A 13,355-nucleotide genomic window follows, 5' to 3' on the forward strand; every position below is an offset into this window, starting at 1 on the left:
CCGATCAGTACCAGTTGAAGGACTGGCTGTGACCCCAGGCGCCACACGGGGTGCCGTAGACGCCGGAGATGTAGTTGAGACCCCACGTGATCTGCGTGGCGGGGTTCGTCTGCCAGTCGGCGCCGGCCGAGGCCATCTTGCTGCCCGGCAGTGCCTGCGGGATGCCGTACGCGCCGCTCGGGTTGTAGGCGTTCACGCGCCAGCCCGACTCCTTGTTCCACAGGGAGACGAGGCAGTTGTACTGGTCGGTCCCCCAGCCGCGTGCGGTGACGAGCTGGAGTGCGATGGCCTGCGCGCTGCCCGGGTCCGGGGTCGCTGCGACGGCGGCGATGCTGTTCGACGCGGTGACCGTGGTCTTGGCCGCGGTGCTGTCGGTCGCGGTGTCGGTGTCATCGGTCGCGGTGACGGCGGGCTTGACGACCTTCGGCGCCGGCTTCGTGATGTCGTAGCCGTCGCGGGTGACGTCGAACGCGGCGTAGGTGCCGTGCGCGGTGTACTGCTGCGGGACCGCGGGGGCCTTCGTCAGGACGGGCGTGGAGACCGCGGCCTGCGCGACGTCCGCCTGCAGCGGGTTGAAGAGCGAACCGCCGACGAAGCCGAACACGGCGAAGAAGGAGAGCGCGGGGATCGTGGCGCGCTTGCGCATGAACCCGTTGAGCCCCCGCTCGGAGACCGGCTTGAGGGCCTTCGGCGCGGTGGTGCGGGCGACGCTCGCGCGGCGCTGCTTCACGATGCGCGGGTCAGCGGGCGTCGCCGGAGCGAGTTCGACCTGCGGACTGACGCGGTTCTCCGCGACGGACTTAGGAGCGACGTTCCCGGGTGCCGGCATCGTCGCCGTCGGGTTCGTCTGAGCAACCGAGGTGTCCGCGGTGCGGATTCGGTTCTGTGCCGCGCGGCGTTCGCTGACCACGGGGTGGTCGAACTGCTGCCGGGTTGCGCGGTCGGATCGAATGTCTGCCGTGTGCCTGCCCATGAGTCCGTCCAGGATAACGGAACGATCACGGAAAGCGAAGCACCGGTGCCCGGCGCGTCGGTTCGCGCGGTCGGCGGCGCGGTTCGGGGCTACCGGACGGCGAGCATGACCTCGACGACGGCGTCGAGGAGGGCGTCCACCTGGGCCTCGCGGTACCCGCCGTGCTTCGGCCGGAACACGATCGAGCGGACCTCGGTGAGGCTGAGCGGCTTGCCTTCACGGAAGTACCCGTCGAGCCGCTTGGCGAACGCGTCGACGTCCTTGGGGTGGTACCCCGTCGACAGGAAGTTCACCCGGTGGAAGCGCTGCCCCTCGGGACGTTCGAGGCGGGCCACCACGTCGGACGCCTTCGTGCGGGCCTCGGCGTACCAGGACTTCTGCCCGACGTCGGCGATCTCGCGCTCGCGCTCCCGGGTGGCGAAGGCGTCCTCGAGCCGCTCGAGTGCGGCGTCGACGTGCTGCGTCGAGTAGCCGCCCTTCTTCATCGAGAAGGCGGTCGCGCGGATCTTCGCCGCCTCGATGCCGGGGGCGCTGTCGTTGGCCGTGTAGGCGCTGCGGGCATCCTCGAGGAAACGCTCGACCTCGTCGATGTCGTAACCGAGGACCGAACGGGGAGCTGTCGGGAACGTCGTGGGCACGCCGACATTCTGCCAGCACACTCCCCTGGTGGGAGCTGGACGCGCGGGCAGCGGCTCCGAGGGTCCCGGTCGCGGCTCAGTGGTTGACGACGAGGTAGAGCAGGTACGCCACGGCCGCGGACGGCAGGATGCTGTCGATCCGGTCGAGCAGCCCACCGTGCCCGGGCAGGAAGGACGAGATGTCCTTGATCCCCAGGTCGCGCTTGATCATCGACTCGGTGAGGTCGCCGAGCGTCGCGGACCCGGAGATGAGCACACCGAGGACCACGCCCGTCCACCACGGCAGCCCGAGCATGAGCCAGGCGACCAGGATCCCGACGATGATGCTCGCCGCGACGGAGCCCGCGAAGCCCTCCCAGGTCTTCTTCGGGCTGATCCGGGGGGCCATCGGGTGCTTCCCGAAGTTCAGGCCGGTGGCGTAGGCGCCGGTGTCGACCGCGACGACCACGAGGATGAAGCCGACGACCCAGAGCGCACCGTCCTGGAGCGCGGAGAGCAGCACGACGCAGGCACCGAGGAGGGTCACGTACGCCTGGACGAACAAGCCGTTCGTCAAGTCACGGAAGACGTTGCCCGCCGACGGTTTCTGCCGGGCGAACAGGACCTCGACCAGGCGCCACAGCGTGATCAGCACGATCCCACCGAGGATGGTGAAGAGCGCTTCGACCTGACCGCCCAGGAACGCCGCCGGCACCATCGCGATGGCGGTGGCGACGCTCGGGATCCTCGGGACGTCGCGGCCGGCGAAGCGCATGGCGCTCGCGAGCTCCCAGACGCCGAAGCCGATCAGGAAGGCGGCGACCACCATGAAGGCGGGCTCCCAGATCAGGAGCGACCCGAGCATCACCACCGCGAACGCCAGGGCGATCGCGATGGCGGCCGGGAGGTTCCGTCCGGTGCGCGCGGTCAGCGCCTCGTTGCGGGCGTCGAACGACGCGCGGCGCTGGCGGATCTGCGCCTCGAAGTCCGTCCGAGCGGCGCGGGCCCTGGCATCGAAATCGTGCCTGAGGCCCTTCGCCGCCGGACGGGGGTCATCTGCTGTGGGGCGGTCAGCGCCCTCGTCACGACGGGGCATCAGACCTCGAGGAGTTCGGCTTCCTTCTTCTTCAGCGCGTCGTCGATGAGGTCGACGTGCTTCTTCGTGAGGGCCTCGAGGTCCTTGTCGCCGCGGGCGATCTCGTCGTCGGAGATCTCACCCTTCAGCGCGTCGAGGTCGTCCTTCGCCTTCCGGCGGATGTTGCGGATGACGACCTTGTGGTCTTCGCCCTTGCTCCGGACGAGCTTGACGAACTCCTTGCGGCGGTCCTGCGTGAGTTCCGGGATCGTCACACGGACGATCTCGCCGTCGTTCGTGGGGCTGGCGCCGAGGTTCGGGAAGGTCGCGATGGACCGCTCGATCTCCTTCAGCGCCGTCTTGTCGTACGGCGTCACGATCAGCGTGCGCGCTTCGGGCGTCTGGAGGGACGCGAGCTGCGCGAGCGGCGTCGGGGACCCGTAGTAGTCGACCGGGATCTTCTGGAAGAGCGCGGCGTTGATGCGGCCGGTCCGGACGGTCGAGAAGTCGTCCTTGGCGACGTCGACGGCCTTGGCCATCTTCTCGGTGGCTTCGCTCATGACATCACTGATCACGGTGGTTCTCCTTCGGTACGTCGTCGAGTCTAGTCAGCCGGGGAGGTCAGTTGCTGACCACCGTGCCGATGCGCTCACCGCGGATCGCGGCCTGGACGTTGCCCTCGCCCTCCATGCCGAACACGTGCATCGGCATGCCGTTGTCCATGCAGAGCGAGAACGCGGTGGCGTCGACGACCTTGAGGCCCTTGAGCAGCGCGTCCTGGTAGGTCACGTGGTGCAGCTTCTCGGCGGTCGGGTCCTTCTTCGGGTCCGCCGAGTACACGCCGTCGACGCCGTTCTTGGCGACGAGGACCTCGGTGGCACCGATCTCGAGCGCACGCTGTGCGGCGACGGTGTCGGTCGAGAAGTACGGCAGTCCCGCACCCGCACCGAAGATCACGACGCGGCCCTTCTCGAGGTGTCGCTCCGCGCGCCGCGGGATGTACGGCTCCGCGACCTGGGTCATGCTGATCGCGGACTGCACGCGCGTGGCCGCACCGGCCTGCTCGAGGAAGTCCTGCAGCGCGAGGGCGTTCATGACGGTGCCGAGCATGCCCATGTAGTCGGCACGCCCACGGTCCATGCCGCGCTGGGAGAGCTCGGCGCCGCGGAAGAAGTTCCCTCCGCCGACCACGATGGCGACCTCGACGTCACGCGCGGCGACGGCGATCTCCTTCGCGATGCTGCCGATCACGTCGGGGTTCACGCCCAGGGAGCCGGCACCGAAGGCCTCTCCGGAGAGCTTCAGCAGGACCCGTCGTCGTCCGGTCTTCTCGTCGGTCATGTGCTCGCCCTTCGTTACGGAGTCTCGTGGAATCTACTAGCGCCCGGGCGGCCGGTGGGCCGCGGGCGCGAAAACGGGGCCAGGAACCGATTGGTTCCTGACCCCGTCATGGGTTCGTTACGCGCCGACCTTGACGCGGGCGAAGCCCTGGATCGTGATGCCGGCGTTCTCGGCGGCCTTCGCGACGGAGATCTTGTTGTCCTTCGCGTAGTCCTGGTCGAGGAGCGCGATGCCCTTGATGAAGGCGTTGACGCGACCTTCGACGATCTTCGGGAGGGCGGCCTCCGGCTTGCCCTCTTCGCGCGTGATCGCTTCGACGGTCGCACGCTCCTTCTCGATCGCCTCGGTCGGGACCTCGTCGCGCGTGAGGTACGACGGGTTCGCGAACGCGACGTGCTGCGCGATCGAGCGGGCCTCGGCGGCGTTGTCACCGTCGTAGGCGACGACGACGGCGATCTGCGGCGGCAGGTCCTGGCTCGTCTTGTGCAGGTAGATCTCGAACTTCGAGCCCTCGACACGGCGGACCGTGCGGACCTCGAGCTTCTCGCCGAGCGCCGCGGCGCTCTCGTTGACGACGTCGAGCACCGTCTTGCCGTCGAGGGGGGCCTCGTTCGCCGAGGCGACGTCGGTGGCACCCGCAGCGGCGACCGCGGCGAGGACCTTGTCGGCGAGGGTGGTGAACTTCTCGTTCTTCGCGACGAAGTCGGTCTCGCTGGCGAGCTCGACGACGGTGGCGGCACCGTTGTCGGCGGTCGCGACGACGACGCCCTCGGAGGTGGCACGGTCATCGCGCTTGGCGACGGCCTTCGCACCCTTGATGCGGAGCAGCTCGACGGCCTTGTCGTAGTCGCCGTCGGCCTCGACGAGCGCGTTCTTCGCGTCCATCATGCCGGCCCCGAGGTCCTCGCGGAGCTTCTTCACGTCCTGAGCGGTGAAGTTTGCCATTGAATGGCGTCCTTTCTGGACTATGCGTGTGTGGAGAGCGGAGTCGAGGGCGCCGGGCCGTGTGGCCCGACGCCCTCGGACACTCACTCGGCGGGGGTGGTCTCCGCAGCGGCCTCGGCCTCAGCGGTCGGCTCGGCGTTCTTCGCCTCGTCGGCGATCGGCTCGCCGATCTCCTTGGCGGCGACCTGCGCGTCAGCGTCGTTCTCTTCGACGGTGCTGCCCTCGGGCGCGGCGTCGGCGGCCGGGGCCGTCGTCGTCTCGCCACCGAGGAGCTCCTGCTCCCACTCGGCGAGCGGCTCGGCCGCTTCCTCGTCGGAGCCACCGTTGTGGCGGGTCTTGAGGCCCTCGGCAGCGGCGTCCGCGATGATGCGGGTCAGCAGGCCGACGGAGCGGATCGCGTCGTCGTTCCCCGGGATCGGGTAGTTGATCTCGTCGGGGTCGCAGTTGGTGTCGAGGATGCCGATGACCGGGATCCCGAGCTTCTGCGCCTCGTCGACGGCGAGGTGCTCCTTCTTGGTGTCGACGATCCAGAGCGCGCTCGGGGTCCGCGTGAGGTTGCGGATACCACCGAGGGTCTTGTGGAGCTTGTCCAGCTCGCGCTTCTTGATGAGGAGCTCCTTCTTGGTGAAGCCCTTCGTCGTGTCGTCGAAGTCGATCTCCTCGAGCTCCTTCATGCGCGCGAGGCGCTTGGAGACCGTCTGGAAGTTCGTGAGCAGACCGCCGAGCCAACGCTGGTTGACGTACGGCTGGCCGACGCGGGTCGCCTGCTCGGCGATGGAGCCCTGCGCCTGCTTCTTGGTGCCCACGAAGAGGATCGTGCCACCGTGCGAGACCGTCTCCTTGACGAAGTCGTACGCGCGGTCGATGTAGGCCAGCGACTGCTGCAGGTCGATGATGTGGATGCCCGAGCGCTCGGCGAGGATGAAGCGCTTCACCTTCGGGTTCCACCGACGGGTCTGGTGTCCGAAGTGGACGCCGCTGTCGAGCAGCTGGCGGATGGTGACGACGGCCATGTGCCGTCCTCCTTCTGTGTTTCGGCGCGCAGGTGTACTGCGGACCTGTTGCGGTTGTGTCGAACGCGACCGGAGGTCGCGATCCCTGGTGTCCTGGCACACGACCGCCCGCTCGTGAGAGCGGGACCGGTGGTCGGATGCCGTGCCAGTTGAAGAGCACTGCCTTTGACAAGCACTGTGGACACGCGAAGTCAGCGCGCATCAGCGCACTGCTGGAGAAATGCTAACAGAAAGGAGGCACGGTGCGGGTCGGACCCGCACCGTGCCTCCAGGCCGGTTCTTCCGGTCTTGCTAGGACTTGGCCTTCACCGTGTCGCCCTCGGCGCTGATGCCCATCTCCTCGAGGGAGCGGCCCTTCGTCTCGGGGATCTTCGCGATGACGAAGAAGAGCGAGACGAGGGCGAACAGGGCGTAGATGCCGTAGGTCACCGTGAGGTTGAAGCCGGAGAGCACCGGGAACGTGATCGTGACGATGAAGTTCGCGATCCAGTTCGCCGCCGAACCGATCCCCAGCGCCGTGGCGCGGATGCGGTTCGGGAACATCTCACCGAGCAGGACCCACATGAGCGGTCCCCACGTGGCGCCGAACGACACCACGAAGAGGTTCGCGAAGACCAGGGCGATCAGGCCCCATGCGCCCGGGAGGCTCGGGGCACCGTCCACGAGCTTCGACTGCGAGAACGCGATCGCGACCATGAGGAGCGACACGAACATGCCCGCAGAGCCGGCCACGAGGAGCGGCTTCCGGCCGACCTTGTCGACGAGGAAGATCGCGATGAACGTCACCGCGACGTTGACCACCGAGGTGATCGTGGAGATCAGGAACGAGTCGCTCTCCTTGAAGCCGACGGCCTGCCAGAGCGTCGTCGAGTAGTAGAAGATCACGTTGATGCCGACGAACTGCTGCAGGACGGCGAGGATGATGCCGACCCAGACGATGGGCTGCAGCCCGAAGCGGTTGCCGCGGATCGAGCCCTTCTTCTCCTTGGCTTCCTTCTCGATGCCGTCCTGGATCTCTTCCAGGCTCGTGTTCACGGTGTCGCGCGGCACGATCTTCGTCATGACCTCGCGCGCGTCGTCCTTGCGGCCCTTCGCGAGCAGGTACCGCGGCGACTCCGGCAGCGTGATCGCCAGGATGCCGTAGACGACCGACGGGACGATGCCGACCAGGAACATCCAGCGCCACGCCGGAAGACCGGCGACGACCTCGGACGCGCCGCCCGCCGTGACCGCGAAGAACTGGTCGGACAGGAGCGCGGCGAAGATGCCGAGCGTGATCGCGAGCTGCTGGAACGACGCCAGACGGCCGCGGATCGCCTTCGGGGAGACCTCGGAGATGTACGCCGGCGCGATGACCGACGCGGTCCCGATGCCGAGACCACCGACGAGACGCCAGATCACGAAGTCCCACGTGGCGAAGGCGAAGCCGGCACCGATCGACGAGACGAAGAACAGCACCGCCGCCCAGAACATCACGCGGGTGCGACCCCAGCGGTCCGCGAGGCGGCCGGCGAAGTACGCGCCGAACGCGCACCCGATGAGGGCTGAGGCGACCGCGAAGCCGCTGGCGGCCTCGGACAGGCCGAACTCGCCCTTGATCGCGTCGACCGCGCCGTTGATGACGGACGAGTCGAATCCGAAGAGGAAACCGCCCACCGCTGCTGCGATGGCGAACGCGGTGACCTTCCCCTTGAACGCACGGTCTTCGCCGTGCCCGGTGGCTGTGTTCGACACGATGCTCCTGGTGTTCTGCCGCCGTGCGGGATGGTGCACGGTGCCCCGGCGGTCGGCTCGATTCGCCGTCCGAGCGGCGTTGCGTGGTCCGGAGCGGCCCCGACGTTACTCTCCGATCGGCTGGTGGTCATAACCGGGTTGTGTTCGGGGGGCGGCGGCGGGGCGAGCGGCGAGCGGCAGGGCGGCGGCGCATGGCGGCGGCGCGGCGGGGCGGAACCCGATGCGGAACGACGAGGTCGCTGTCGTACGACATCAGCATCGTCGCTGCTTGCCCGCGCAACGGCCCCGCCCGATGCGGAACGACGAGGTCGCTGTCGTACGACATCAGCATCGTCGCTGCTTGCCCGCGCAACGGCCCCGCGGTGTCGGACGATGCAGACGTACCGGATGCACCCGCATGCGTCGACACCGCGCCAGTCGAACGACACCCGCGGTGTCGGAAGATGCAGACGCACCGGATGCGTCCGCATGCGTCGACACCACGCCAGTCGAACGACACCCGCGGTGTCGGAAGATGCAGACGCATGCAGGAACGCCGACTCCCCCACAGCCTGGAGGCTCCTCCCACCATCCACAGATGGACCTCCGCCCCGGTGCGCTGCGGCTCCAGCGCACGAGGCTGGTTCTCATGAATCAACGATCCCTGGCACCGCCCGCGCTCCTCGTGGCGGCGCTGTTCGTGGGCGCGGTCGGGCCGCTCGACTCGGCTGCACCGGCACCGGCACCGGCACCGGCACCGGCACCGGCGAGCGTCACCGTGCGCGTGACCGAACCGGGCGAGACCGAGCCGCCGTGGATGTGGCCGACCGGGTCTCGCGTGGTCGAGCGCGGGTGGGAAGCCCCCGCGGACGACTACTCGGCGGGACACCGCGGGATCGACGTGGCCGCGCCCCTCGGGCTCCCGGCGGCGGCGGTCGACGACGGGGTCGTGGCGTTCGCGGGGTCGGTCGGCGGACGCCCGGTCGTGACGATCGACCACGGTTCGGGGCTGGTGAGCACGCTCGACTCGGTCACGCCACTCGTGGCGAAGGGCGACGCGGTGCGCCAAGGCGATCCCGTCGGTGCCGTCGCCGTGGGGCACTGCCCGGCGACGGCTCCGTGCGTGCACCTCGGTGCCCGACTCGACGACCGGTACGTCGACCCGACGCCCTATCTGCCCGCCGCGGAGTGGCCGGTGCTGCTGCCCGAGTCGGCGTGGCCCGGGTGACCCACTGGTCGCGCGAGACCGAGCCGATCGTGACCGAGGCGGTCCTGCCGGAGCGAGCCGGTCCCGCGAGACCGAACCGAGACCGAGCCGAGTCGCTGACCTGCGCGCGGTCAGGCGCGGGGATGGGCCGTGCGGTAGACCTCGCGGAGGCGGGCGGAGGAAACGTGGGTGTAGATCTGCGTCGTGCCGAGGCTCGCGTGGCCGAGGAGCTCCTGCACGGCCCGGAGGTCCGCTCCCCCGTCGAGCAGGTGCGTCGCCGCGGTGTGCCGGAAGGTGTGCGGTCCGCTCGGCCCCTCGCCGGGCAGGTCCTCGAGCAGCCGTGCCACGATCCGGTACGCGCTCCGGACCCCGAGCCGACCACCGCGATCCCCGAGGAACAGCGCGTCAGTGGCCGCAGCCGATCTCCCCGTCGCGGTGCCCGCGCCCGCGCCCGCGGCCGCGGCAGCGGCAGCGGCCGAGCCTGTGCTCGCGGCCGCGGCGCGCTCGAGGAGCACCGGGCGGCCTCGCGACAGCCAGGCCTCCATCGCGTCCCGGGCGGGCACGCCGAAGGGCACCACCCGCTCCTTCCCGCCCTTGCCGAGGACCCGGACGGTGAGCCGCCCGCGGTCCACGTCGGCTGTGTCGATGCCCACCAGCTCGCTCACGCGGATCGCCGCCGCGTAGAGGAGCTCGACGAGTGCGACGTCGCGGAGCGCCCCTGGGTCGTCCCCCTCCGCACGGGCAGCGAGCCCGTCGAGCAGCACGCGCACCTGGTCCTCGGACACGACGCGCGGGAGGTGCGACGCCCCCTTCGGCGCCCGCAACCGCACCCCCGGATCCGTCGGCACGAGCCCCGTCTCGCTCGCCCACCGGGTGAACGCGCGGACGGACGACGAGCGCCTGGCGATGCTCGCCCGCGCCAGTCCCCGCTCGTTCGCTTCCCACAGCCAGTCGCGGAGGACGTCGAGCGTCAGCCCGTCGAGCTGTTCGACACCACGGACCGCGGCCGACCGGAGGAGGTCCTCGAGGTCCCCGCGGTAAGCACGGACCGTCTGTTCGCTGAGCCCGCGCCCGTGGGCGGCGTGCGCGAGGAACGCCTCCACGGCCACGTCGAGCCTGCCAGCGGGAGCACCCCCTCGGTGGTCGTCCATGCCGCCCAGCGTAGGCGGGTCGTGCACGCGTGATCACGACCGCCTCGCCGGAGGTGGGACGGCCGCCCAACCGTCGGCCCGGCGGTGGACGAGCCCCTGCAGCTCGGCGAGTGCCAGCGCGTCCGTGGCGGCCATGACCGACAGCCCCGATCGTCGGGCGACGTCGATGGTCGTGGTCGCCCGGCGGCGTCCGAGGGCGTCGATGACCCGCAGGACCTCCGGGTCCTCGGCCGGCCCGCTGAGGGTGAGCGCGGTGTCCTCGAACCGGTCCACTCCGGAGTGCGCCGCGATCGCCGCCCGCGCGGGGTCCTCGGGGCGGACGGCCAGCACGGCACGACCGTCGGCGACGAGCCGGTGACACCCGACGGACGCGGGCGAGGAGAACGCGCCGGGTACCGCGAGGACCGGCCGCCCGAGCTGCGCCGCGTGGTTGGCGGTGTTGAGCGCGCCGGATCTGGCTGCGGCTTCGACCACGACGACGGCGTCCCCGAGCGCGGCGATCAGCCGGTTCCGGGCGAGGAATCGCCACCGTGTCGGCCGGGTGCCGGGCGGCGACTCCGCGAGGAGCACCCCCTGCCGACTGACGTTGCGCAGGAGTTCGACGTGCCCGGTCGGGTACAGCTGGTCGATCCCGCCGGCGAGCACCGCGACCGTCGGCGTGCCCGCGGCGATCGCCACTCGGTGCGCGACGGCGTCGATCCCGTACGCGCCGCCACTGACCACGGTGCATCCCGCATCGGCCGCGGACGACGTGATCTCTGCCGCGGCCTCGGCGCCGGCGAGCGTGTTCGCCCGGCACCCCACGACGGCGAGCGTCGGCGGGGGGACCAGGGGTGACCGGTCGGCGAGCGGAGTGCCTCGGCTCCAGACCACGAGCGGTGCGTGGGCCTCGAGGTCGTCGAACCGCGTCGGCCAGTCCGGGTCGCCGGGCAGGACGAGCGCTCCGCCGACGGCTGCCGCGGCACGGACGACCTCGGCCACGTCGATCCGGTCGGCACGGGGGCGCCACCGCGCGAGCCCGGCGTCGAGCGATGGCTCGAGCGAGTGGAGGTCGTCGCCCGTGACCTCGCCGGAATCCCAGCAGGCGCGCACGATCGACGAGCCGCGGCCGTTGATCGTGTCGAGCACCAGGCCGAGCGACCGGGACGCTCCGAGCATCGCGACGAGCCGGCCCGCGGTCGAGTCACCGGGCTCGACGATGGTGCTCCACGCGATGCGCGCGAGGGCGTCGGCGGTGTCCTCGGGCAGACCCCACGGCCGAACCGACCGCAGGTCGACTGCTTCGGGTCGGGCCTGAGTCGCCGGCATCACAGTGCGCTCCGGAGTGCCAGAGCGGCCCTGACCTGCGGTTCACCCGGACGGTCGACGCCGTCCAGGTCGGCGATCGTCCACGCCAGGCGCATCACCCGGTCCCATCCCCGCATGGTGAGCGTGCCGAGGTCGAGTGCGCGGTCGAGGAGCGACGTCGCCCCCGGTTCCGAGCGTCCGGCTCTGCGCAACCAACTGCCCGCGACCTCGGCGTTCGTGCTCCACCCGGTGCCGTCGAGCCGCGTCGTCATCCGGTCCCGCGCGGTCGCGACGATCCCCCGGGCACCCGCACTCGTCGGGGTCGCGCCGTCGGCACGTCGGATCGCGCCGGTCGTCACCCGCTGCACGTGCACACGGATGTCGATCCGGTCGAGCAGCGGCCCGGACATCCGCCCGAGGTACCGCCGGACGGTCGTCGGGCTGCAGTCGCACGCGGGACCGCCGAGGTCCGGGCGGGCACCGGCGTGGCCGCACGGACAGGGGTTCGCCGCGAGGACCACCTGACACCGTGCCGGGAACTCGGCGGCGCCGGCAGCACGGTGCACGGTGATGCGCCCGGACTCGAGTGGCTGTCGGAGCGCATCGAGCACGACCCGCGGGAACTCCGGGGCTTCGTCGAGGAACAGGATCCCCCGGGTGGCCCGGGACACCGCGCCCGGTCGGATGGTGCCGGACCCGCCGCCGATGAGCGCGACTGCGGATGCGGAGTGGTGCGGCGCTTCCCACGGCGGCCGTGTGGTCCAGGACCGGGATCCGAGCCCGGCGACGGAGCGGACGGCCGCGACTTCGAGCGCGGCTTCACCGCGGAGGTCGGGCATGATGCCCGGCAGCCGTTCGGCGAGCATGGTCTTGCCTGCTCCGGGTGGTCCGAGGAGCAGGACGTGGTGCCCACCGGCAGCGGCCGCGATCATCGCGCGGACGCCCACTTCGTTGCCGACGACGTCGCCGAGTTCCGCGAGCGGCATCGCGGTGTCGGCGGGTGACTCGAGCAGGACCGGGTCGACGTCGACCGGGGGCAGGAGCGCCCCCGCATCGATCGCGGCCCCGCGGAGTGAGTCGACGCCGTGGACGACGACTCCGGGGACGACCCGTGCTTCGTCGAGGTTCCCGATCGGGACGACCACGCGGTCGGCTCCGGCCGCCCGTGCCGCGAGGGTCATCGGGATCACGCCCGGGACCGGACGGACTCGACCGTCGAGCCCGAGCTCACCGATGTAGACGACACGGCCGGACACCCGCGGCGCGGTGCCCGTGGCGGCGAGCACCGCCATCGCGATCGCCAGGTCGAAGCCGGATCCCCGCTTCGGGATCGCCGCGGGTGTCAGGTTCACGGTGATCCGCCGTGCCGGCAACGGGCACCCGGCGTTCGTCGCCGCCGAGCGGACGCGTTCCCGGGCTTCGCCGAGGGAGGTGTCGGGCAGGCCGATGATGCTGAACCCCGGCAGCTGGCTGGTCAGGTGCGCTTCGACCTCGATGAGACGTCCGCTCACCCCGAGCAGCGCGACGGCGGCGGCGCGACCGATCTCGGTCATGCGATCGCCTCGACGTGCTCGATGACGGAGCGAGCGCCGAGGACGTGCACGGCGATCGCGTCGATCCGGATGTGCCGCGCCGATGCTTCGGGATGTGCAGCGAACCAGGCGGGCACGAGGCGCCGCAACCGGCTGAGTTTCGCTGCCGTGATCGCCTCGAGCGGGTGCCCGGTCGTGGCGCCGGCGCGGGCCTTCACCTCGATGAAGACGAGATCACCGGAATGTCGGGCGATGATGTCGATCTCGCCGCGGGCACACCGCCAATTCCGTTCGACCACCGTGTAGCCGTGTGCTTCGAGCCATTCGGCGGCGATCGTCTCGCCGCGGGCTCCCAATGTCGCTGTTCCCATGCGGCAAGACTCGCGAAGCCGTCGCAGAACCGAAGCCCGTCACGAAGACCTGTGGACGGCGGTGCACTCGAGAGCCCTTGTGGAGGAACGACGAAGCCCGGCCGACCGGAACGGTCGACCGGGCTTCGCG

13 protein-coding genes are annotated in these 13,355 nt (G+C 70.6%); 1 reads left to right on the forward strand and 12 read right to left on the reverse strand.

The features are described 5' to 3' along the window. Positions 1-4: 4 nt before the first annotated feature. From EDF24_RS17905 to EDF24_RS17940, 8 genes are all read right to left on the reverse strand, one after another. Positions 5-973, reverse strand: coding sequence for a lytic transglycosylase domain-containing protein (locus tag EDF24_RS17905; RefSeq protein WP_260233503.1), 969 nt, complete (start codon positions 971-973; stop codon positions 5-7). Between the two features lie 89 nt (positions 974-1,062). After that, on the reverse strand, positions 1,063-1,611 hold the full coding sequence (locus tag EDF24_RS17910) for a DivIVA domain-containing protein (RefSeq protein WP_123653729.1): 549 nt from the start codon (positions 1,609-1,611) through the stop codon (positions 1,063-1,065). Between the two features lie 76 nt (positions 1,612-1,687). Continuing rightward, a complete protein-coding gene (locus EDF24_RS17915) occupies positions 1,688-2,686 on the reverse strand; it encodes a phosphatidate cytidylyltransferase (RefSeq protein WP_123704716.1) in 999 nt (332 codons plus the stop codon). Further along, complete coding sequence (gene frr, locus EDF24_RS17920; protein ID WP_123653731.1) at positions 2,686-3,240, reverse strand: ribosome recycling factor; 555 nt, start codon at positions 3,238-3,240, stop codon at positions 2,686-2,688. Before frr ends, EDF24_RS17915 begins: the two co-directional genes overlap by 1 nt. Positions 3,241-3,286: 46 nt before the next feature. Continuing rightward, positions 3,287-4,006 (reverse strand): UMP kinase, encoded by a 720-nt coding sequence (gene pyrH, locus EDF24_RS17925; protein WP_123653732.1) that lies wholly within the window; start codon positions 4,004-4,006, stop codon positions 3,287-3,289. 117 nt (positions 4,007-4,123) lie between these two features. After that, entirely contained in the window at positions 4,124-4,951 is an 828-nt protein-coding gene (gene tsf, locus EDF24_RS17930) for a translation elongation factor Ts (RefSeq protein WP_123653733.1), read from the reverse strand. An 83-nt stretch (positions 4,952-5,034) separates the two neighbouring features. Then, the gene (gene rpsB, locus EDF24_RS17935; RefSeq protein ID WP_123653734.1) at positions 5,035-5,964 is read right to left on the reverse strand and encodes a 30S ribosomal protein S2; all 930 of its coding nucleotides are present in this window, start codon (positions 5,962-5,964) and stop codon (positions 5,035-5,037) included. A 291-nt stretch (positions 5,965-6,255) separates the two neighbouring features. Beyond that, positions 6,256-7,698 (reverse strand): sugar porter family MFS transporter, encoded by a 1,443-nt coding sequence (locus EDF24_RS17940; RefSeq protein WP_260233504.1) that lies wholly within the window; start codon positions 7,696-7,698, stop codon positions 6,256-6,258. Positions 7,699-8,326: 628 nt separating this feature from the next. Here EDF24_RS17940 and EDF24_RS19325 point away from each other — a divergent pair. After that, positions 8,327-8,905: a M23 family metallopeptidase gene (locus EDF24_RS19325; RefSeq protein WP_185021723.1), complete on the forward strand. Its 579-nt coding sequence runs from the start codon at positions 8,327-8,329 to the stop codon at positions 8,903-8,905. Between the two features lie 110 nt (positions 8,906-9,015). Here the strand turns inward: EDF24_RS19325 and EDF24_RS17950 are convergent, their stop codons facing one another. From EDF24_RS17950 to EDF24_RS17965, 4 genes are read right to left on the reverse strand one after another with little or no spacing between them, the layout of a single operon-like run. Next, positions 9,016-10,035, reverse strand: a complete 1,020-nt coding sequence (locus EDF24_RS17950; RefSeq protein WP_123704720.1) for a tyrosine recombinase XerC — start codon at positions 10,033-10,035, stop codon at positions 9,016-9,018. A gap of 33 nt (positions 10,036-10,068) precedes the next feature. Then, complete coding sequence (dprA, locus tag EDF24_RS17955) at positions 10,069-11,343, reverse strand: DNA-processing protein DprA (RefSeq protein WP_148070928.1); 1,275 nt, start codon at positions 11,341-11,343, stop codon at positions 10,069-10,071. Further along, a complete protein-coding gene (locus EDF24_RS17960; protein WP_123704724.1) occupies positions 11,343-12,875 on the reverse strand; it encodes a YifB family Mg chelatase-like AAA ATPase in 1,533 nt (510 codons plus the stop codon). The genes dprA and EDF24_RS17960 overlap by 1 nt, the downstream gene beginning before the upstream one ends. Then, positions 12,872-13,225 carry a YraN family protein gene (locus EDF24_RS17965; RefSeq protein ID WP_123704726.1) on the reverse strand — a complete coding sequence of 118 codons (354 nt, stop codon included), beginning with the start codon at positions 13,223-13,225 and terminating at the stop codon, positions 12,872-12,874. The genes EDF24_RS17960 and EDF24_RS17965 overlap by 4 nt, the downstream gene beginning before the upstream one ends. Positions 13,226-13,355 lie beyond the last annotated feature (130 nt).

The sequence above is a fragment of the Curtobacterium sp. PhB130 genome (assembly GCF_003755165.1).
Classification (GTDB): domain Bacteria; phylum Actinomycetota; class Actinomycetes; order Actinomycetales; family Microbacteriaceae; genus Curtobacterium.

Bases quoted from the DNA above. Each gene is read 5' to 3' on its own strand.
- EDF24_RS17905 (WP_260233503.1), bottom strand. From the start codon at position 973: ATGGGCAGGCACACGGCAGACATTCGATCCGACCGCGCAACCCGGCAG.
- EDF24_RS17915 (WP_123704716.1), bottom strand. From the start codon at position 2,686: ATGCCCCGTCGTGACGAGGGCGCTGACCGCCCCACAGCAGATGACCCC.
- pyrH (WP_123653732.1), bottom strand. From the start codon at position 4,006: ATGACCGACGAGAAGACCGGACGACGACGGGTCCTGCTGAAGCTCTCC.
- tsf (WP_123653733.1), bottom strand. From the start codon at position 4,951: ATGGCAAACTTCACCGCTCAGGACGTGAAGAAGCTCCGCGAGGACCTC.
- rpsB (WP_123653734.1), bottom strand. From the start codon at position 5,964: ATGGCCGTCGTCACCATCCGCCAGCTGCTCGACAGCGGCGTCCACTTC.
- EDF24_RS19325 (WP_185021723.1), top strand. From the start codon at position 8,327: ATGAATCAACGATCCCTGGCACCGCCCGCGCTCCTCGTGGCGGCGCTG.
- EDF24_RS17950 (WP_123704720.1), bottom strand. From the start codon at position 10,035: ATGGACGACCACCGAGGGGGTGCTCCCGCTGGCAGGCTCGACGTGGCC.
- dprA (WP_148070928.1), bottom strand. From the start codon at position 11,343: ATGCCGGCGACTCAGGCCCGACCCGAAGCAGTCGACCTGCGGTCGGTT.
- EDF24_RS17960 (WP_123704724.1), bottom strand. From the start codon at position 12,875: ATGACCGAGATCGGTCGCGCCGCCGCCGTCGCGCTGCTCGGGGTGAGC.
- EDF24_RS17965 (WP_123704726.1), bottom strand. From the start codon at position 13,225: ATGGGAACAGCGACATTGGGAGCCCGCGGCGAGACGATCGCCGCCGAA.